The organism is Streptosporangium sp. NPDC048047 (genome assembly GCF_040653115.1).
Lineage (GTDB): Bacteria > Actinomycetota > Actinomycetes > Streptosporangiales > Streptosporangiaceae > Streptosporangium.
Genome location: NZ_JBEZNH010000010.1, coordinates 101,472 through 120,480, shown reverse-complemented (window position 1 = coordinate 120,480; position 19,009 = coordinate 101,472). Strand labels below are relative to the sequence as shown.

Genomic DNA, 19,009 nt, shown 5'->3' with positions numbered 1-19,009 from the left:
TTTCCTGCGTATGACCACCCCGCCGCGGAAACACGGCGGCCCGCGGGCGCACCCGAGTGCGACCCGGGTGCACCCGGCCGCCCGGTCAGCCCGTCGTGACGGGAAGCCTTCGCTCCAGGATCTGACCGGGCCACTCGCCCACCGTGAACGTCTCGGTCCTGGTGAACCCCTGGCTCTCGTAGTAGCGCACCAACCGGCCGTCGTCCCCGGCGTAGCAGTCGACCCGGACCAGCGAGACGCCCAGCTCCGCCGCCTCCGTCACGGCCCGCTCCAGCAGCGCGGAGCCGACGCCCCGACCGTGGAACCGCCGGTCGTTGATCAGGACCCGCACGTACAACTCGGGTTCGGCGGCCTGGGGGACGTACTCCATCGCGGGGCCGACGACGAGGCAGCCGGCGGGCCGGCCGTCGATCTCGGCGATGCGCATCCCGCCCGAGGCGGCCCATTCGGCGGCCTTCTCGGCGCGGGCGGGATTGGTGGAGAAGGGCTCGCTGCCCCACTGCCCGGTACGGCCCCGCGCGGTCAGCCACGCCACCGCGCCGTCGAACATCGCCAGCACCGCCGGGACATCGGCGAGACCGCCGACTCGGATAATCATCGGCGGATCATAACAAGACCGGCTTCCCCGGCCTCACCCCCCGATCGGCGCACCGCACGGGGAAGCCCTCACGGGCACGCCGGCCCACCCGGAATCCGCGCGGGCACGCCGGTCGCCGGGCATCCCCACGGGCGGCACCCGCCCGGAACCCTCGCCGGGCGCACCGGCCCGCCGGAGACCGCCCTCCGGCGCCCGTTCCGCCCGGGCCCACGACCAGACGAAATGCTTAGAGCGTCATGAAAGCGTAGCTATGGGGCAAAAGGCTATATGCGCAATCCTTACTTGACTTTTACCTGGGATCAGTACACTCCCTCTGCCGGAATCCGGCCCCAGCCGAGGGCGCGCGCCCCGGCCAGTCCCCTTGGGAGTCACGTGAGCAACGGGTCGATGGACGCGCCCGCGGAGCCCTCCGCGCAGCCCGCGCCCGCGAAGCCCCCGGCGCGGGCCGTACCGCGTCGCCGCCGGTGGCTCCGGTGGACGGTGGCCGGCGGCACCGCCGTCGTGGTGGCGGTGGCCGGGACGGCGGCCGCCGCCTACGTCAAGCTGAACGGGAACGTCAAGCGGGTCGAGGTCGGAGCCGAGGAGCTGGGCCCGCGACCCGCCAAGATCGCGACCAAGGCGCTGAACGTCCTGGTGGTCGGCTCCGACCAGCGCAACGGCAAGAACGCCAAGTACGGCCCGGCCGTCGGCGAGCGGACCGACACGATCATGCTGGCGCACATCTCGCCGAAGCGGGACAACGCGATGATCATCAGCTTCCCCCGCGACTCCATGGTGCAGCTCCCCGACTGCAAGGCCGCGAGGGGCCTCCAGGGTCAGCGGGCGCACATCGGCATGATCAACGAGTCGTTCAACTTCGGCGGGATCGGCTGCACCTGGAAGACCGTCGAGTCGCTCACCGGGATCCGCATCGACCACTTCGTGAAGGTCGACTTCACCGGCTTCAAGAGCATGGTGGACGCGGTCGGCGGCGTCGAGGTCTGCATCCCGGAGCCGATCCACGACAAGAAGGCCCTGCTCACCCTCCCCGCCGGACGGCAGGTCCTCAAGGGCGAGCAGGCCCTCGGCTACGTCCGCGTCCGCTACAGCCTCGGCGACGGCTCCGACATCGGGCGCATCCAGCGGCAGCAGATGTTCGTCGCGTCCATGGTCAAGAAGGTGATGAGCGGCGACACGCTCACGGATCCCACCAGGCTCTTCGGCTTCCTGGACGCGGCCACGAAGTCGGTGACCACCGACTCCGGCCTCACCACGGGCGTCATCAAGGACCTGGCGACGAGCGCCAAGGGCATGGCCGCCGGGCAGATCCGCTTCGTCACCACGCCCTGGAGATACTCGGCCACCTACCCCGGCCGGGTGGAGTGGACGCAGCCGCAGAGCAAGGCGCTGTTCCAGATGGTCGCGCGGGACAGGACGCTCGCCGGCTCCGGGATCAAGGGCGGGCAGACGAAGGTCTCCCGCTCGAAGATCCAGGTCGAGGTCCGCAACGGGACGAGCCGCTCCGGCCTGGGCTCGCAGGTGGCCGTCCAGCTGGAGGAACGGGGCTACCACATCTACAAGATCGGTGACGCGCCGCGCAAGCCGTACCCGAAGACCACGATCGCGTACTCGCCGAACGGCGAGCCCGGCGTCCCCACGCTCACCCGCGACCTGCTCGTCTCGACCGGCCTGGCGGTGCCCCGGGCGACCACGCCGAGGCTCATCCTGACCGTCGGCGACGACTGGAAGGGGCTCAAGCCGATCAGGAAGAACGACACGGACAGCCTGAAGGGGTTCGACGCCACCCACGACTCCTGCGCGGGCACCTGACCTCTCCGTCCGGCCGGCGCCGCCCCCGGTACGCGCCGGGTCCGTCGTCCCGGTCCGGGACCGTGGCCGCCCCGCCGGCCGGACCACATGACACTTCACGGCCCAACAGGGCGAATGAGTAGGGTTTCACCCATGTTGCACGGTAGATCGGCCGAACAGTCCGTCATCGACCGGTTGCTGGCGGACGCCCGCGAAGGCCGGAGCGGCGCCCTGCTCGTCCGGGGCGAGCCCGGCATCGGCAAGACCGCGCTGCTCGACCACGCCGCCGAGACGGCCGAGGCCGCCGGGGACGCGCGGGTGATCCGCGGCACCGGGGTGGAGCCGGAGTCCGAGCTGCCGTTCGCCGGCCTGCACCTGCTGCTGCGGCCGGTGCTCGACCGGGCGGGGGCGCTGCCCGCGCAGCAGGAACGGGCGCTGCGCGCGGCGTTCGGCCTGGCCGCCGCCGAGCCCGGGGACCGGCTGCTGGTCGGCCTGGCCGTGCTCTCGCTGCTGAGCGAACTGGCCGAGGACGGCCCGCTGCTGGTGCTGGTGGACGACGCGCAGTGGCTGGACCGGGCGTCGGCCGAGGCGCTGCTCTTCACCGCGCGACGGCTGGACGCCGAGGGGATCGCGCTGGTCCTCGCCGCCCGCGAGCCGTTCACCGCGCCGGGCGTGGCGGAGCTGACGCTCGGCGGGATCGACCCCGTCGCCGCCGCGGCGCTGCTGGGCTCGGTCTCGGGCGAGACCATCGACCCGGTCATCCGCTACCGCGTGCTCGCCGAGGCGCGGGGCAACCCGCTCGCGCTGATCGAGCTTCCCGCCGCCCTCTCCCGGGCCGGATCCCCCGGCGTCCCGCCCGGCGACCCGGACGACGGTACGGCGCTGCCGCTCACCGAACGGGTCCAGGACGCCTTCCTCGACCGGTTCAGGCGGCTGCCCGAGGCGACGCAGGGACTGCTTGCGGTGGCCGCGGCCTCCGGGACCGGCGGCCTGGACGTCGTGCTGCCGGCGGCGGCCAGGTTCGGGGACCACCTGGAGGACCTGCACCCGGCGGAGAGCGCGGGGCTGGTCCGGGTCGAGGCGGGTTCCGTCGTGTTCCGCCACCCCCTGGTCCGCGCCGCCGTCTACCAGGGGATCCCGCCCAGCCTGCGGCTGGCCGTGCACCGGGCGCTGGCCGAGGCGCTCACCGGCGAGGACGACGCCGACCGGCGGGCCTGGCATCTGGCCATGGCGGCGACCGGCCCCGACGAGGAGGTGGCCGCGGAGCTGGAGCGCACCGCCGCACGGGCGAGCGAGCGCAGCGGGTACGCCGCCGCGACCTCGGCCTACGACCGCGCGGCCCGGCTCAGCGCGCTGCCGGAGACGCGGGCCCGGCGGCTCACGCTGGCGGCCGAGGCGGCGATCTGGGCCGGTGAGCTGGACCGGGCCGGGGCGCTCGCCGAGCAGGGCGCCCGGCAGCTCGCCGCGCTCGCCGGTGACGCCGGACGTACGGGCGGCGCGGACGGCCACCACGACCCCGGGGACCCCGGCCACGACGGCGAGAGCGATGGGGCCGACGAGAGCGGCGGGAGCGGCGGGAGCCCGGCGCTGCGGGCCCGGCTCACGCACGTCCGGGCGACGGCGGCCTTCCTGCGGGGAGCGCCGCGCGAGGCGTACGACGCGCTGCTCGACGGCGCCGCGCCGGTGGACGGCGCGCGGGCGGCCCGGATGCTGATCCAGGCGTTCCACAGCGCCTGGTATCTCGGGGAGCCCGAGGTGGCGCGCGTCACGGAGCGGCTGCGCGCGCTGACCCTGCCCCCGGGCGACCCGCTGGCCCCGGTCGCCGGCTTCGTCACGGCGGTGCTGTCGGGGCCCGGTGATCTCCCTCCGCTCACCGAGGTGGTCGCCGAGGCCCGCCGGGCGGGCGCCGACAGCCCGCGCGACCTGGTCCAGGTCTGCGGGATCGGGCTGGCGGCCGGGCAGGACGCCGAGGTCGGCGAGGTCGCCAGGTCCCTGGTGGACGAGGCCCGCACCCGGGGCACCATCGGGGTGCTGCCGACGCTGCTGTTCTTCTCCGCCGAGACGGAACTGTTCCACGGGCGGCACCGTGACGCGCTGGCCGCCGCCGACGAGGGGCTGCGCATCGCCCGGGACACCGGCCAGGCGCAGTGGGCCGGCCAGCTGAGCGCCTTCCTCGCCTATCTCGCCGCGGTCGAGGGCGACGACGGGCGTTGCCACGCGCTCGTCAACGACGCCCTGGCCGACGGCGTGATCGGGACGGGCTGGACGGCCTGGGCGCTGGGCACGCTCGACCTGGGCCACGGCCGCGTGGAGGCGGCGCTCACCCGGCTCGCGCCCCTGGCGGGCGGGTACCAGGTGTCGGAGACGCGGTGTGTGCCCGACCTGGTGGAGGCGGCGGTACGGCTCGGCGACCCGGAGCGGGCGGCCGGTCCCTTCGCCCGTTACCGCGACTGGGCCCGCCGTACCGGGCGGCCCTGGGCGCACGCCCTGGTGCTGCGCTGCCGGGCCCTGCTGGAGGACTCCGAGGAGTGCTTCACCGCGGCGCTGAAGACCGGAGCGCGGCCCTTCGAGCAGGCCAGGACGGAGCTGCTCTACGGCGAGTGGCTCCGCCGTACCCGGCGCAAGTCGGATGCCCGCCCGCACCTGCGGTCCGCGCTGGAGACCTTCGAGCGGCTGGAGGCCGCGCCGTGGGCCGCGCGGGCCCGCACGGAGCTGGGCGCGACCGGGTCCGCCGCGCCCGAGGCGCCCGCCCCCGGCGTGCTGGCCCGGCTCACCCCCCAGGAACTGCAGATCGTACGGCTGGCGGCCCGCGGGCTGTCCAACCGGGACATCGCCGCCCAGCTCTTCCTCAGCCCCCGCACGGTCGGATACCACCTCTACAAGGCGTATCCCAAGCTCGGCGTCGCCTCTCGGGGCGAACTGCCGGATATTGTCCTTTTCGCGTAAAAAGTCGCGAAAGGTCTTCCTCCTTTACCCGCCGCCGAATGTCCGGCTCCTAGTGTTTGGTGAGTGTTCGACCGGAAGGAGACCGGAGGAGATCCGTGAACGTTTGGCGAGGCCCGCACTCCTTACGAGGGAGGGCGACGCTCATCACCGTTCTGATCTTCGCCCTCGTGCTGGGGATCGGCGCGCTCGCGACGTCGACGGCCCTACGGAGCAAAGCGCTGAACTACACGACGGACAACGCCGCCCGGGCGGCCCGGCTGGCGGTCAGAGAGGTCCATCAGGGGGTGCCCGGCGGGGTCATCCCCACCGACACCGTCAGCCGGCTGCAGGCCGTCGACCGCGCCGGCCGGGTCGTCGCGGCCAGTCCCATGATGGAGGGGAAGCCGCCGATCAGCCGCGCGTGGCCCGGCCCGGACGACACCCGCGTGGTGGACACCCCCTGCGTGACGGTTCCGGCAGCCGGACAGACGTGCTTCGTCGCCGTCGGCCTAGAGGACAGGTCCTCCCCCTACGGCGACGTCATGGTCTACGCGGCCGAGCGGAAACCACCGCTGCTGCTCGGCCACACCCTGGAGGGCGTGCTGGCCGCCTTCTGCCTCGCACTCCTCGGCCTGGTGGGCTGGGGCACCTGGTGGCTGGTCGGCAGGGCCCTCGAACCGGTACGGCGGATGCGCGCCGAGATGGCGGAGATCGCCGTGTCCGGTCTCAGCCGCCGGATAGCCGTACCCGCCTCCGGCAGTGAGCTGAGCACGCTCATCGAATCGATCAACGGGACCATCGACCGGTTGGAGCACGCCAGGGATATGGAGCGCCGCTTCGCCTCCGACGCCTCCCACGAACTGCGCACCCCGCTGACCGGCCTGCGCACCAAGCTGGAGCTGGCGCTGGCCGCTCCGGACTCCGAGGACCCGGCGACGGCGATGCGGTCGGCGCTGAAGGACGCCGAGCGGCTCCAGTCCGTCATCGAGGACCTGCTCACGCTCACCCGCCTCGACTCCGGGTTACGGCTCGATCACCATCGCGTCGACCTGACGGAGCTGGTCACCAGCGAGATGGAGCAGCGGCCGTCCCGGCACGAGGTGCTCCTGCGGCTGCACCCGGACGTGGCCGTCCGGGGCGACCGGCTCCAGCTCTGCAGGGTCCTGACCAACCTGCTGGCCAACGCCGAACGGCACGCCGCGGGCATGATCGAGATCAACGTCTGCCGGACCGGGGACGACGCCGTGCTGGAGGTCGTCGACGACGGCCACGGTGTCCCGGAGGCCGACCGGGAACGGATCTTCCAGCGGTTCACCCGCCTGGACACCGCCCGCAGCCGGGAGGCGGGCGGGACGGGACTCGGCCTGTCCATCGCCAGGGACATCGCGACGGCGCACGGGGGCACGCTGTACGCGACGGACCGGCCGCGGGGAGAGGGAGCCCGGTTCGTCCTGAAGTTACCGCTCCTCGATGACGCGGAGGCGCCGCCCGACCCCATGGAGGGCGCTCCCCGGCTGGGAAGGCCGGACGAAATCCGGCATAGCTAGGCGAAGTCAGCTGACCCCGTTGAAGGGGACGCCACCGTACGGCGGGCAGGCCGGCGGGACGGCGAGCCAGGCACGGGCCGAAGGGGGCGGCACGGCCGGCCGACGGGACGGGCGGGTCAGGCACGGCCGGAGGGACGGGCGGGTCAGGCGTGGCGCAGGTGCTCGCGGCTGAGGTCGAGCAGCATCCGCACGTGGAGATCGGCGAGGCGGTAGTAGACCATCCGGCCCGCCCGGCGGGCGGCCACGACACCCGAGGTCCGCAGCAGCCGCAGAGCGTGCGACACGGCGGTGTCACTGACCTCCACCGTCTCGGTGAGATCGCAGACGCACAGCTCGCCGCCGTCGAGCAACGCGTACAGGAGGCGGGCCCGGGTCGGGTCGCCCAGCAGCCGGAACAGCTCGGCCAGCCGGGTGGCCTCCTCGGCGCTGAGAAGCCGGTCGCGCGTTGCCGCCACCCGGTCCGCGTCCGGCTCCCTGCCTGCGCAGGCGTCCGGGTCGGCGAGGACATCCATGAGAAAACTCCTGAACAACTGCTCAAGTGATAATGAGTATCGTACCAAGCCTTTCACCGTCTCCCCGGTTCCGCCGGCCACGGCGGGCCGGCCGGGTTCCGTCCGCGAACGACCGAGCCCGCCGGGGTGAGGCCCGGCGGGCTCGGAAACGGCCGGATCCGGCCGCTGCGACGATCTTCGGCTGAATCCGGCCGTAGCGGTGCGCTTCAGCCCGATCAGGCCGCAGCGGTGCTCTTGGCCGACGCGCTGCTCAGTGGCTCCGCGATCTCCTCAAGGCTCTTGCCCTCGGCCTTCACCCCGAGGAACACCTCGACCAGCCCGGCCGCGATCATCAGGACCGCGCCGATGGCGAAGGCCAGGGCCGTGTCACCCGGCCGGCCGCTCTCGACCAGGCTCGAGAAGATCAGGGGCCCGGCGACGCCGCCGACGAGGGTGCCGATCGCGTAGAAGAAGGCGATGGCCATGGCCCGGGTCTCCATCGGGAAGATCTCACTGACCGTCAGGTAGGCCGCGCTCGCCCCCGCCGAGGCGAAGAAGAGCACGACGCACCAGCAGGCGGTCAGCGTGACGGCGGTCAGCACGCCCTGGTTGAACAGCCAGGCCGTACCGAGCAGCAGCACCCCGGACCCTATGTAGGTGCCGGAGATCATGGGCACTCGGCCGACGGTGTCGAACAGGTGGCCGAGCAGCAGCGGGCCGAGGAAGTTGCCGACCGCGATGACCGCGAAGAAGTAGCCGGTGTTGGTGTCGATCTTGAAGAACGTCGACAGGATCTGGGCGTACCCGAAGGTGATGGCGTTGTAGAGGAACGCCTGCCCGATGAAGAGCGAGAAGCCGAGAATGGTGCGCTTGGGGTAGCGGGCGACCATCGTGTGCGCGATCTGGCCGAACCCGATCGAGCGGCGCTGGTGGATGGTCATGGAGGAGGAGGGCTCGGAGAGGCGCTCGCCCTTCTCGGTCTCGACGCGCTCCTCGATGCCGTCGACCAGCTCCTCCGCCTCCCGGCCCCGGCCGTGGATGAACAGCCAGCGGGGGCTCTCCGGCACGTGCCGCCGGACGAGGAGGATGGCGAGGCCGAGGAACACGCCCAGGCCGAACGCGACGCGCCAGCCGATGTTGACCGGGAGGTCGTTGAGCAGGGGGACGGTCAGCAGCGCGCCGCCGGCGGCGCCGAGCCAGTAGCTGCCGTTGATGACGACGTCGATGCGGCCGCGGTGCCGGCTGGGGATCAGCTCGTCGATGGCGGAGTTGATCGCCGCGTACTCTCCGCCGATGCCGAACCCGGTCAGGAAGCGGAAGAGGAAGAACCACCACGCGGAGAACGAGAAGGCGGTCGCCGCGGTGGCGACCAGGTAGACCACCATCGTGATGATGAACAGCTTCTTGCGGCCGAACTTGTCGGTGAGCCAGCCGAAGAAGAGCGCGCCCACGCAGGCGCCGGCCACGTAGAGGGCCGCCGCCGTGCCGGCGACCTGGGCCTGGGTGATCGCCAGGCCGCTTCCCTCCTTGGCGAGCTGCGCGGAGAGGTTCCCGATGATGGTCACCTCGAGCCCGTCGAGGATCCAGACGGTTCCGAGGCCGATGATGATCATCCAGTGCCATCGTGACCATGGCAGCCGGTCCAGCCGTGCGGGGACCTTCGTGGTCACCGTCCCCGTCTCAACGTCGCTCATAGCGCCACCGGCTACCCCGCACTCGCCGTCTCATGCCAGGTGAGGGCCCGGCCTAACCCGACATTCCGCCTTTCATGGCGTCCGTCTTGCCTGGTGCGATCGCGACAGTCATCCGGCTTTTCGCTACATTGCGAAACCGTGGGGAAACGAGACACCACCTAGGAGCTCCGATGAAGGCCCGTATCACGGGCGTCGCGACCTATCTGCCGGAACGGACGCTGTCCAGCGCGGAGGTGGAACGGCGGATCGAGGGATACGTCCCCCAGCGCGGCATCGTCGAACGGCTGACCGGCATCCGCGCCCGGCACGTCGCCCATGACGACCAGCAGGCGTCCGACCTCGCGGCCGAGGCGGCCCGCCGTCTCGACCATGACGGCGCCGACCTGCTGATCTTCGCCTCCGCCTCCCAGGACATGGTCGAGCCCGCCACCGCGCACATCGTGGCGGCCAAGCTCGGGCTCTCGTGCCCGGTGTTCGACGTCAAGAACGCCTGCAACAGCATGCTCAACGGCATCCAGGTGGCCGAGGCGCTCATCCTGTCCGGCGCGCACCGCAGGGTGCTGGTCTGCTCGGGGGAGGTCCCGTCCCGGGCGGTCCGCTGGCGTGTCCGGGACCGGACGCAGTTCGCCGAGTCCTTCGCCGGTTACACGCTGTCCGACGCCGGCGCCGCGGTGCTGGTGACCGCCGACGCCGGGCGCGGCATCTTCTACCGCGCCTTCGCGGCCGACTCCACGGCGTGGGAGGTCGGCACCCTGCCCGGCGGCGGCTCCGCCCACCCGCGCGACGAGGAGTACTCCTACTTCCGGGGGGACGGGCGGCGGCTGCGGGAGGCCTTCGAGCTGGCCGGGCCGGACATCTTCCGTAACGCGCTCAAGCGCACCGGCCTGGGCTGGGACGACTTCGCCGTGGTGGCGGTGCACCAGGTGGCGCTGCCGTACCTGCGCGTCCTCGCCGAGACGTTGGAGATCCCCGCCGACCGGCTGGTGGTCAGCCTGCCCGAGCACGGCAACTGCGCCTCCGCCACCCTGCCGCTCCAGCTCGCGCTGGGCGGATGGCGGCCGGGCGACCGGGTGGCGCTGCTCGGCCTCGGCGGCGGGATCAGCACCGGCGTGCTGCTCGCGGAGATGTGATGGACCTCTGGGTGATCGTCCCCGCCTACAACGAGGCGCGAGGCATCGAGGCGACCCTGCGCGCGCTGGCCGCGCAGGACGACCGCGACTTCACCCTCGTGGTGGTGGACAACGCGAGCACCGACGACACGGCCGCGGTCGTCCGCCGGCACGGCGTCACCGTGGTCACCGAGCCCCGCAAGGGCACCGGCGCCGCCGCGGACACCGGCATGCGGTACGCCATCGCGCACGGCGCGACCCACCTGGCCAGGACCGACGCCGACTGCCTGCCCCGCCCCGACTGGGTGCGCAACATCCGCCGCGCGTTCGGCGACGGGCTGGAGATGGTCGGCGGGCGCCTGCTGCCCCGCACCGACGAGTTCCCGCTGAAATTCTGGGAGCGGCGGCTCATCCCCTTCGTGGTGGACGTGGCGGCGACGTTCGGCCGCTTCCGGCCGGGCAACCGGTCGCCGGCCTACCGCGGGCCGTACGTGATGACGCCCGGCTGCGCCCTGGCCATCACGGCGTCGCTGTACGAGCGGGCCGGAGGCTTCCCGAGGACCGCGATCGAGGAGGTCCACGAGGACCGCGCCCTGGTCAACCGGGTCCGGAAGGTCACCTCCGCGTACGGCTCCCGCCGCGACGTGGTCGTCCACGGCTCGGTGCGGCGGCTGCGGGCCTACGGCCTGGCGGGCACCCTCGCCTGGTACGCCGACCACCGCCACCGCCCGGAAGTGGTCGACATCCGTTGACCCGGCACGTGTCCGAGGGCCGGGACATGCCCGAGGGGGCCCGGTGAACCACGAGGTCCGGCTGCAGCTGGCCGCGCACCCCTTCGTCTACCCGCTCATGCGGCTGCTGGCCCGCCTCGGCCCGGTGGTCCGGGTCCCCGGCCTGGGGATCGTGGTGAACGACGCGGCCGTCGCCCGGACCGTCCTGACGGACGAGCGGTTCCGCAAGGACGGCCCCGGCTCGCCCGGCGACCTGTGGACGCCGGTGCTCGGCCCCTCGGTGCTGCTCAACATGGAGGGCCCCGGCCATCTCGCGCTGCGCCGGCGGCTCGCGCCGCTGTTCGCCCCCGCCCACACCTCGGCGCTCGTGGCCGACGTGCTGGACCGGCCGCTCGCGGACCTGTCGGCCCGGCTGGCACGCGGGGAGACGGTCGACCTGGTGGACGAGATGAGGGCGCTGGCCGGAGCGGTGATCTGCCGGGTGATCGGGCTGGGCGAGGTGTCCGAGGCGCGGGCCAGGGAGCTCTTCGCCGACGGCGAGCGGGTCGTCTCGATGGTCTCGCTGCGGTCGCGGCGGCTGTCGGACCGGCAGGTGGCGGTCGCCCGGCGGGTGCTGGCGCGGATCGGCGACATCGCGCAGGCCGCCTACGACGCCGGCGACGCGTCGACGGTCATGGGCCGGATGCGGGCGCAGGGCCTGTCGGCGGCCGAGGCCCGCGGGGCGGCCGGGGCGTTCTTCCTGACCGGCACCGAGACGGTGGCGACCTTCGTCCCCCGGCTGATCGCTCTCCTCCACGACCACGGCCACGGGATCGGCGGGCCACGGGACCGGGACCGGAGCCCGGGGCGGAGCCGGGAACAGGGGCGCGCGCGGCGGGCGGACCCGTCGTCGGCGCGCGACCTCACCGGCGACCTGGACCGGCTGATCGAGGAGGCCATGCGGATCACCACGCCGACCCCGCTGATGCTGCGCTCGGTGGGCGCGCCCGCGCGGGTGGGGCGGGTGGCGGCGCGTCCCGGCGACCGGGTGCTGATCGTGACCCACAACTGCGCGCGGGCCCACGGGCCGTTCGACCCGGCGCGCGAGCACCCGCCCGAGCTGCGCAGGCTCTGGTTCGGCGCCGGGCCGCACTTCTGCATCGGCTACCCGCTCGCCCTGGCCGAGATCCGGGCGGTGGCCTCGGTCCTGCTCTCCCACCGCGTCCGCGTCGTACGGCGGCGCGCCGCCCGGGGAGTCCTCATCCCCACCTACCGGCACCTGTGGATAGAGGCATGTTGAACGACGTCGTCACCGGGATCATGGCCACCGCCGCGCGGGAGCCGGAGCGGACCGCCGTCATCGACGGCCGTGGCCGGAGGATCCCGTACCGGGAGCTGGCCCGGCGGGTGGAGGCGGTCCGCGCCGCGATGACCGCCCCGCCCGGCGGACCGGAGCACCCGGCAGGCGGCTCGTCGCCCGGGAACGGCGCGGCGGGCGGGGCACATCCTCAAGACCGGGCGGCGGACGGACGTCCCGGGGACCGGGCGGCGAGCGGGCACCGGTCCGGGGATCGCACGGCGGGCGGGCTGCGACCCGGGGACGGCGTGCTGTTCGCGGTGCGCCCGGGGGTGGACGCGGTGGTGCTCGCGCTCGGCGCGGTGGCGGCGGGCGGGACGCTCGTCCTGGCCGATCCCGGTCTGGCCCCCGGCGTGCTCACCGCCCGCATGGCCGCCACCCGGCCGAGGTGGGTGGTGGCCGAGTCACTCCTCTACCCGCTGAGCGGCCCGCTCAGCGGCCTGGCCCGCCGCCGGGGGCTGCTCCTGCCGAACCTGCGGGCCCCCCTGCCCGGCCTGCCCGTCCGCCACCTGCACACGGGCCCGTGGCTGCCGGGGGTCCCCCGGGGCGCCCTGCGGCTGTCCCGGATCCTGCGCGGGTCCGGCGCCGGGCGCACCGGCTCCGTCCCGCCGGAGGACCGGACCTGGCCGAACCTGCCCACCGCGCCGGGTGCCCCCGTCATGTCAGGCGCTGACGCGCCTGACATGACGGAAATTTCACCAGATCAACCAGCGACGGTGATCTTCACGTCGGGCACCACCGCCCGTCCCAGAGGAGTCGTGCACACCCGGGGGTCACTGGCGGCCGGGCTGGCGATGTTCCACGATGCGTTCCCGCTGGGCCCCGGCGACGTGGTGCACACCGACCAGCTCATGCTGGGACTGCCCGCGCTGCTGGCCGGGGCGACCTGGTCGCTGCCCGGCGGCGGGGACCTCGCCGGGGAGCTGGCCGCCCGGAGGGCCACCCACGCCTTCGCCGTCCCGGTGCACCTGGACCGGCTGCTCCGCCGCACGCCCCGGCTTCCGGGCACCCTGCGCTACTTACTGCTCGGCGCGGCCCCCGCACCCCCGGCCGTGCTGCGCCGGGCACTGGCCGCCGGCCCCGAGGTGCTGTCGGTGTACGCGATGACCGAGGCGCTGCCGATCGCGATCGCCTCGGCGCGCGAGAAGCTCGACCACACCGGGGGAGACCTGCTCGGCACGCCCCTGCCCGGGGTCGGCGTCCGGATCGCCGACGACGGCGAACTGTTCGTCTCCGGACCGCACGTCGCCCCGCGCTACCTCGGCGAGGACCCGCTGGAGGAGGTCGCCACCGGCGACCTGGTCCGGCTGGACGGCGACCGGCTGGTCCTGCTGGGCCGGAAGAAGGACATGATCCTCCGCGACGGCGTCAACATCTACCCCGGACTGTACGAACCCGCCGTCGCCGCGCTGCCCGGGGTGGCCGAGGCCGCCATCGTCGGCATCACCGACCCCGAGACCGGGGACGAGGAGGTCGTGCTGGCGGTCGTGGCCGCCGAGGACTACGACGAGGCCCTGCTCCGCAGGTCGCTTCCCCGGATCGTGGACGCCGCCGCCATCCCCGACCGCGTCGAGGTCGTGGACGACCTCCCCCGCTCCGGCCGCGCCGACAAGCTCGACCGGGCGGCGCTGCGCCGCGTGCTCGCCCGTCCGGGGAAGGGGCCGGCCCGGGACGGCTCCGGCCCCTTCCCCGGACGGGACGAGCCCGGCAGCCCCGCCGGGAAGGGGGCGGCGCGGTGAGGGTCGGCGTGACCGGGGCCTCCGGCTTCGTGGGCGGCGCGGTCTGCCGCGCGGCCGTGCGCGAGGGATGGCGGGTGCACGCCTTCGGCAGGCGGCGCTCGGTGGCCGGGACGCACGTGGGCGGCGCGCCGTACACGGCGTGGGACCTGCTGGGACGCAGACCGGAGCTACCGGAGCTGGACGTGGTGATCCACTGCGCCGGGAGCGTCACGGACTGGGGACCGCCCGCGGCCATCTGGGCCGCCAACGTCGGCGGCACCCGCAACGCGGTCGCCGCCTTCCCCGGGGCGAGGTTCGTGCACGTCAGTACGGCCAGCGTCTACGACCCCTTCCGGCCGACCGTCATGGCGCGCGAGGAGCAGGCCCCGGTCCGCCGGTACGCCAACGCCTACGGCGCCTCCAAAGCCACCGCCGAGCGGGCCGCCGGCCGGGCGATCGTCCTGCGGCCCCATGCCGTCTACGGCGAGGGCGACACGACCCTGCTGCCCCGGATCCTCGGCGCGGTCCGCGGATCGCGGCTCATCGCCGTGGGCGACGGGCGCCCGCGCGTCAGCCTGACCTCGGTGCACAACCTGGTCCAGGCCTGTCTTCGCGCCGCGGACGGCCCGGTGGAGCACGGCGTGTTCAATGTGGCCGACGCCGAGCCGGTCGTCCTCGACGACGCCCTGCGCGCGGTGCTCGCCGAGCGGGGCGTCGACGCCGAGCCGTACTATCTGCCCCTCGGGCTGGCGGGTCCGCTGTCCGCCCTCGCCGAGACGGCGTTCCGGCTGCTCGGGGCCGCCCGCCCGCCCCGGCTCACCCGCTACGCGGTGGGACACCTGGCCGTGGAGCGGACTCTCGACATCTCCGCGGCCCAGGACCGGCTCGGCTGGCGTCCCTCGCCGACCTCGTTCGCGGGCGCCGCGCACTGGTGACCGCCGACCGGTGATCAGGGGGGCGCCTCGGCTCCCGCGGAGGCCGGGAACGGCGCGGTGCCCGGGGAGGCACCGGTGCCCGGGTCCGGTGCCCGCGCGGCCCGGTGCCGGCGAACGATGGAGACCGCACCGACCGTGACCAGGCCCGCCGCGAAGACGACGCGCAGGCCGACCCTGGGGAACAGGGCGAGCGCGTCGAAGATCGGGTAAACGGCCGGGGACGGGGGACCGCCGTCCGCCAGGGCGGGCAGGCAGAGCGAACGGACGGCGGCCAGCCCTGCGGTCAGCGCGACCATGCTCGCGGCCAGCCCGAACCCGGCGCCGGTGAGCGCGTCCCCGCGGTCGCCCGCGAGGATCATCCCCACCGCCAGCGGCGGCACGGGCAGCAGTGGCAGCACCCATTTCAGCCGGACCAGCCAGCCGCAGACCGTCCGCGCGTCGTGCAGCGCCCGCACGGGGAACAGCCCGATCCGCGGGTGCAGGACGGGCAGGCGTGAGGCGCCCGCCAGCCCGGCCGCGGCCAGCTCCCGCCGGGCCATGCCGTACACCGGGGTGAGGTCCAGGTCCACCCGCTCGGGGACCGTCCGCCCGGGGCCGCCGAGCAGCGCGGAGACCACCCGCCGGTGCGCCGCCCGGTTCAGCTCGGCCCACACGGCGGGGAAGTCGCGGCCCGTGACGACCGCGTTCACGGACCTGTGGACGAGGTCGGCGGTGGCCGGGCGGTCCATGCCATGCAGCGGCCGGGAGAACGCGGCGGTGACGCGGTCGGCGACGGCGTCACGGACCGCGGGGTCGGCCGCCGCCGGCGCGACGTCCGCCACATAGCGGCCGGAGCCGGATATCTCGTCCGCCACCCAGAAACCGGCGAGCGCGAACGGGGTGAGCGCGCAGCCGAGCATGATCGAAAAGACGCTTATCGCTCCCCGCACCGCTCCCCCCACCGCCCGCCGATCACCCGCCGATCACCCTCGGACCGATTCCCTCGCTAGTCCCTTAGCGGGAAATCCCCGAATTCATCGCGGAAAACCGTATATGTCGCTCTTTTGGCCGTGATTTGAGCGTGGTCAATTACCGGAAACGGCAGGGACCCCCCAACGAACCTTGACTCGGACTTCCCCGCGCGTCGCATCGCCTCATAGCGCATTCATCCGAAAACCGTTACTAACCTGTGACGTCTGGGGCCAACGGACAGGAGATGTTAGAGAGATGGCAGGTCAACGGGGTCGTTTGAACATTGGGCCGAGCCTGGCGATCACCTTGGGGTCGGCCGTCCTGTGGGGTCTGGCCCATCTGTGGGCCGGGCGGCGCGCGGTCGGCGTCGCCCTGATGGGGACCTACGTCACCCTCGTCGGAGGGGTCGCGGTCCTCCTCCTCACCTCCCGGGACGAGCTGCTCGCCCTGATCGTCCAGCCGGCCTGGCTGTGGGCCTTCGGGCTGGCCGCACTGCTGTTCGCCGCCGCGACCGTGGCCGTGGTCGTGCGCTCCTACCAGCTCGTCCGGCCGGAGTCGCTGTCCGGCCCGGCCCGGCTGCTGTCGGCCCTCGCGGTGGGCGTGCTGTGCGCCCTGGTCATCGCCCCCATGGCGTACGCGGCCCGGCTCGCCTACGTCTCCCAGCACGTCGTGACCTCGGTCTTCGCCGCCGACAGCGCGCCGATCCCGGTGGACCCCTGGCAGGGCCGCGACCGGATCAACATCCTGCTGATCGGAGCCGACGCCGCGGCCAACCGGGTCGGGGTGCGCACCGACAGCATGACCGTGGCCAGCGTGGACACCCACACCGGCGACACCGTGCTGTTCGGCCTGCCGAGAAACCTGGAGAAGGTCCCGATGCCCCCCGGCCCGGCTCACCGGCACTTCCCCTACGGCTTCGGCGGCGAGCCGCCCTACACCCCCGGCCTGCTCAACGAGGTCTGGCAGTACGCCGAGGACCACCCCGAGGTCGTCCCGGGCGTCCCCCGGGGACACCGCGGCCCCACGCTGCTGAAGCGGACCGTCAGCGGCATCACCGGCCTGCCGGTCCACTACTACGCGATGGTCGACATGTTCGGCTTCGCCGACATCATCGACGCGATGGGCGGCGTGCGGGTCACCGTACGGGACCCCATCGTGTACGGCCGGCAGAACGAGGGACTGATCCCCGCCGGCACCCGCCGGCTGACCGGCGAGCAGGCCCTCTGGTACGGCAGGGCCCGTACCTACAGCGACGACTACGTCCGGATGGGCCGGCAGAAGTGCCTGATGAACGCCGTCGCCAAGCAAGCGAACCCGGTGACGGTCCTCCGGAGCTTCGAGAAGCTGGCCGACGCCACGATGCACGCCGTCTCCACCGACATCCCGCAGGGGATGCTGCCGAACCTGATCGAGCTGGCGGAGAAGGTGAAGCGGTCCAAGATCCGGACCCTGCAGTTCGTCCCGCCGCTGATCAACACCGCGTACCCCGACTACGACCTGATCAAGCACAAGATCGCGGCTACCCTGACCAGGCCGGCCCCCGCCGTCGTGACGCACCGCGGAGACTCCCAGCGGTTCCGCCCGAACGGCGCGACGGTCCTCGACTCCGTCTGCGGCTGACCCTCCGGGGGTCGTCCGAAACGGCGGGCACCGTACGGACCCCCCGGGGCCCCGTCCGAAACGGCGGGCACCGCGCGGACCCGCCGTCCTCATCCACCTCCAATCTCGCGGCACAGGACCCGCCTCGAAGCGCGCACCGCAGAACCCGTCGCGTCCGGCGCCCGCCGGAGGGGGCCGTGACCAGCTCGTGCTCATTTCCTACTTGACAGGTGGGTAGACTCGGCCTTTATATACACATAGCCGACTTGTTTAGTAGGAATTAGGAGTGGCCATGAAGGCTCGCAGGGCTCGCGGGGTGGTGGCGGCACTGGCCGCACTGGCGCTCACGACCTTGGCGACCGCCTGCGGGGGATCGGAGACGGCGGGCACCGCGACCGCCTCCGGTGGCGGAGACAAGCTCGCCGAGGTGCGGCTCGGGTTCTTCCCCAACATCACCCACGCCACGGCGCTGGTCGGCGTGGAGAAGGGTCTCTTCGCCAGGCACCTCGGCTCGACCAAGCTCAAGACCAGCACCTTCAACGCCGGACCGGCCGCGATCGAGGCGGTCTTCTCGGGCGCGGTCGACGCCACCTACATCGGTCCCAACCCCGCCATCAACGCCTGGGCCAAGTCCAAGGGCAAGGCCATAAAGATCGTCGCCGGGGCGGCCTCGGGCGGCGTCTCGCTGGTCGTCAAGCCCGAGATCAAGAGCGTCGAGGACCTGCGGGGCAAGAAGATCGCCACCCCCCAGCTCGGCAACACCCAGGACGTCGCCCTGCGTTACTGGCTGCAGCAGAAGGGGCTGAAGGCCGACACCAAGGGCGGCGGCGACGTCAGCATCGTCCCCCAGGAGAACTCCCAGACGCTGCAGACCTTCGCCACCGGCGACATCGACGGCGCGTGGGTTCCGGAGCCGTTCGCCAGCCGGCTGGTCCTGGAGAGCAAGGGCAAGGTCCTCGTCGACGAGCGGGACCTGTGGCCGGGCAAGCAGTTCGTGATCACCCACCTCATCGTCCGCCAGGAGTTCGCCGCCGAGCACCCCGAGACGGTCCGGCAGCTCCTCGAAGGGCACGTCGAGGCCAACGCGGCGATCGAGGCCGACCCGGCCGACGCCGCGAAGACCGTGAACGCGGCCCTCGCCGAGCTGACCGGCAAGCCGCTCAAGCAGGAGGTCCTGGACCGCGCCTTCGCCAACATCACCTTCACCGACGACCCCATCGCCTCCTCCCTGACCGCCAGCGCCGACCACGCGATCAAGATCGGCCTGCTCCAGCCTGTCGACCTGAACGGCATCTACGACCTGTCGGTCCTCAACCAGATCCACAAGGCCAAGGGCCGCCCGGAGATCGCCGACAGGTGAGCGCCGGGCCCGCCGTACCCGCCGAAACCGCAGAACCCGCAGATCGGAAGGAGGAGGACGTGAGGACTCCACTCGGAGAACGCGCCCGGGACGACCGGGGCGACCGGGGCGACCGGGGCGACCGGAACGGCCCGAACGCCCGGGGCGGCGGGGACGCGCCGGACGGCCGGACCGCCCCGGCCCCGGGGACCGTCCGTTCCGGGATCGCCGGAGACGCCGGAACCACC

The 19,009-nt window shown here is 73.3% G+C and carries 14 protein-coding genes; 10 read left to right on the top strand and 4 right to left on the bottom strand.

All coding sequences use genetic code 11. From position 1 onward, the window contains the following. Window positions 1-85: 85 nt before the first annotated feature. Window positions 86-598 carry a GNAT family N-acetyltransferase gene (locus AB0D67_RS11845; RefSeq protein WP_362932666.1) on the bottom strand — a complete coding sequence of 171 codons (513 nt, stop codon included), beginning with the start codon at window positions 596-598 and terminating at the stop codon, window positions 86-88. A gap of 372 nt (window positions 599-970) precedes the next feature. Between AB0D67_RS11845 and AB0D67_RS11840 the strand changes: the two genes are divergently transcribed. The 3 genes from AB0D67_RS11840 to AB0D67_RS11830 all read left to right on the top strand — a co-directional run bounded on the left by AB0D67_RS11840 (window position 971) and on the right by AB0D67_RS11830 (window position 6,858). Continuing rightward, entirely contained in the window at window positions 971-2,407 is a 1,437-nt protein-coding gene (locus AB0D67_RS11840) for an LCP family protein (protein ID WP_362932664.1), read from the top strand. Between the two features lie 132 nt (window positions 2,408-2,539). Beyond that, entirely contained in the window at window positions 2,540-5,332 is a 2,793-nt protein-coding gene (locus AB0D67_RS11835) for an AAA family ATPase (RefSeq protein ID WP_362932662.1), read from the top strand. A gap of 95 nt (window positions 5,333-5,427) precedes the next feature. Beyond that, a complete protein-coding gene (locus tag AB0D67_RS11830) occupies window positions 5,428-6,858 on the top strand; it encodes a HAMP domain-containing sensor histidine kinase (RefSeq protein ID WP_362932660.1) in 1,431 nt (476 codons plus the stop codon). Window positions 6,859-7,001: 143 nt separating this feature from the next. On the opposite strand, the gene AB0D67_RS11825 is transcribed toward AB0D67_RS11830, so the two are convergent. Further along, complete coding sequence (locus tag AB0D67_RS11825; RefSeq protein ID WP_362932658.1) at window positions 7,002-7,370, bottom strand: metalloregulator ArsR/SmtB family transcription factor; 369 nt, start codon at window positions 7,368-7,370, stop codon at window positions 7,002-7,004. A 215-nt stretch (window positions 7,371-7,585) separates the two neighbouring features. Then, on the bottom strand, window positions 7,586-9,043 hold the full coding sequence (locus tag AB0D67_RS11820) for an MFS transporter (protein ID WP_362932656.1): 1,458 nt from the start codon (window positions 9,041-9,043) through the stop codon (window positions 7,586-7,588). A 170-nt stretch (window positions 9,044-9,213) separates the two neighbouring features. Between AB0D67_RS11820 and AB0D67_RS11815 the strand changes: the two genes are divergently transcribed. From AB0D67_RS11815 to AB0D67_RS11795, 5 genes are read left to right on the top strand one after another with little or no spacing between them, the layout of a single operon-like run. Continuing rightward, window positions 9,214-10,173: a ketoacyl-ACP synthase III gene (locus AB0D67_RS11815; RefSeq protein ID WP_362932654.1), complete on the top strand. Its 960-nt coding sequence runs from the start codon at window positions 9,214-9,216 to the stop codon at window positions 10,171-10,173. Beyond that, window positions 10,173-10,904, top strand: coding sequence for a glycosyltransferase (locus AB0D67_RS11810; protein ID WP_362932652.1), 732 nt, complete (start codon window positions 10,173-10,175; stop codon window positions 10,902-10,904). Before AB0D67_RS11815 ends, AB0D67_RS11810 begins: the two co-directional genes overlap by 1 nt. 43 nt (window positions 10,905-10,947) lie before the next feature. Beyond that, on the top strand, window positions 10,948-12,162 hold the full coding sequence (locus tag AB0D67_RS11805; RefSeq protein ID WP_362932650.1) for a cytochrome P450: 1,215 nt from the start codon (window positions 10,948-10,950) through the stop codon (window positions 12,160-12,162). Continuing rightward, on the top strand, window positions 12,156-13,958 hold the full coding sequence (locus AB0D67_RS11800; protein WP_362932648.1) for a class I adenylate-forming enzyme family protein: 1,803 nt from the start codon (window positions 12,156-12,158) through the stop codon (window positions 13,956-13,958). Before AB0D67_RS11805 ends, AB0D67_RS11800 begins: the two co-directional genes overlap by 7 nt. Beyond that, window positions 13,955-14,872: an NAD-dependent epimerase/dehydratase family protein gene (locus AB0D67_RS11795; RefSeq protein ID WP_362932646.1), complete on the top strand. Its 918-nt coding sequence runs from the start codon at window positions 13,955-13,957 to the stop codon at window positions 14,870-14,872. The genes AB0D67_RS11800 and AB0D67_RS11795 overlap by 4 nt, the downstream gene beginning before the upstream one ends. A 14-nt stretch (window positions 14,873-14,886) precedes the next feature. Here AB0D67_RS11795 and AB0D67_RS11790 read toward each other — a convergent pair whose 3' ends face one another. After that, window positions 14,887-15,771 carry a hypothetical protein gene (locus AB0D67_RS11790; protein WP_362932644.1) on the bottom strand — a complete coding sequence of 295 codons (885 nt, stop codon included), beginning with the start codon at window positions 15,769-15,771 and terminating at the stop codon, window positions 14,887-14,889. A gap of 328 nt (window positions 15,772-16,099) precedes the next feature. Here AB0D67_RS11790 and AB0D67_RS11785 point away from each other — a divergent pair, with 328 nt between their 5' ends. Both AB0D67_RS11785 and AB0D67_RS11780 read left to right on the top strand, forming a co-directional pair. Next, a complete protein-coding gene (locus AB0D67_RS11785) occupies window positions 16,100-17,443 on the top strand; it encodes an LCP family protein (RefSeq protein WP_362932642.1) in 1,344 nt (447 codons plus the stop codon). Window positions 17,444-17,714: 271 nt separating this feature from the next. Next, window positions 17,715-18,782, top strand: coding sequence for an ABC transporter substrate-binding protein (locus AB0D67_RS11780; RefSeq protein ID WP_362932640.1), 1,068 nt, complete (start codon window positions 17,715-17,717; stop codon window positions 18,780-18,782). Window positions 18,783-19,009: the final 227 nt, after the last annotated feature.

What these genes read in the sequence shown, in the direction of transcription:
- AB0D67_RS11845 (WP_362932666.1), bottom strand. Translation starts at nt 598, where the DNA reads ATGATTATCCGAGTCGGCGGTCTCGCCGATGTCCCGGCGGTGCTGGCG.
- AB0D67_RS11835 (WP_362932662.1), top strand. Translation starts at nt 2,540, where the DNA reads ATGTTGCACGGTAGATCGGCCGAACAGTCCGTCATCGACCGGTTGCTG.
- AB0D67_RS11825 (WP_362932658.1), bottom strand. Translation starts at nt 7,370, where the DNA reads ATGGATGTCCTCGCCGACCCGGACGCCTGCGCAGGCAGGGAGCCGGAC.
- AB0D67_RS11820 (WP_362932656.1), bottom strand. Translation starts at nt 9,043, where the DNA reads ATGAGCGACGTTGAGACGGGGACGGTGACCACGAAGGTCCCCGCACGG.
- AB0D67_RS11815 (WP_362932654.1), top strand. Translation starts at nt 9,214, where the DNA reads ATGAAGGCCCGTATCACGGGCGTCGCGACCTATCTGCCGGAACGGACG.
- AB0D67_RS11810 (WP_362932652.1), top strand. Translation starts at nt 10,173, where the DNA reads ATGGACCTCTGGGTGATCGTCCCCGCCTACAACGAGGCGCGAGGCATC.
- AB0D67_RS11800 (WP_362932648.1), top strand. Translation starts at nt 12,156, where the DNA reads ATGTTGAACGACGTCGTCACCGGGATCATGGCCACCGCCGCGCGGGAG.
- AB0D67_RS11790 (WP_362932644.1), bottom strand. Translation starts at nt 15,771, where the DNA reads ATGCTCGGCTGCGCGCTCACCCCGTTCGCGCTCGCCGGTTTCTGGGTG.
- AB0D67_RS11780 (WP_362932640.1), top strand. Translation starts at nt 17,715, where the DNA reads ATGAAGGCTCGCAGGGCTCGCGGGGTGGTGGCGGCACTGGCCGCACTG.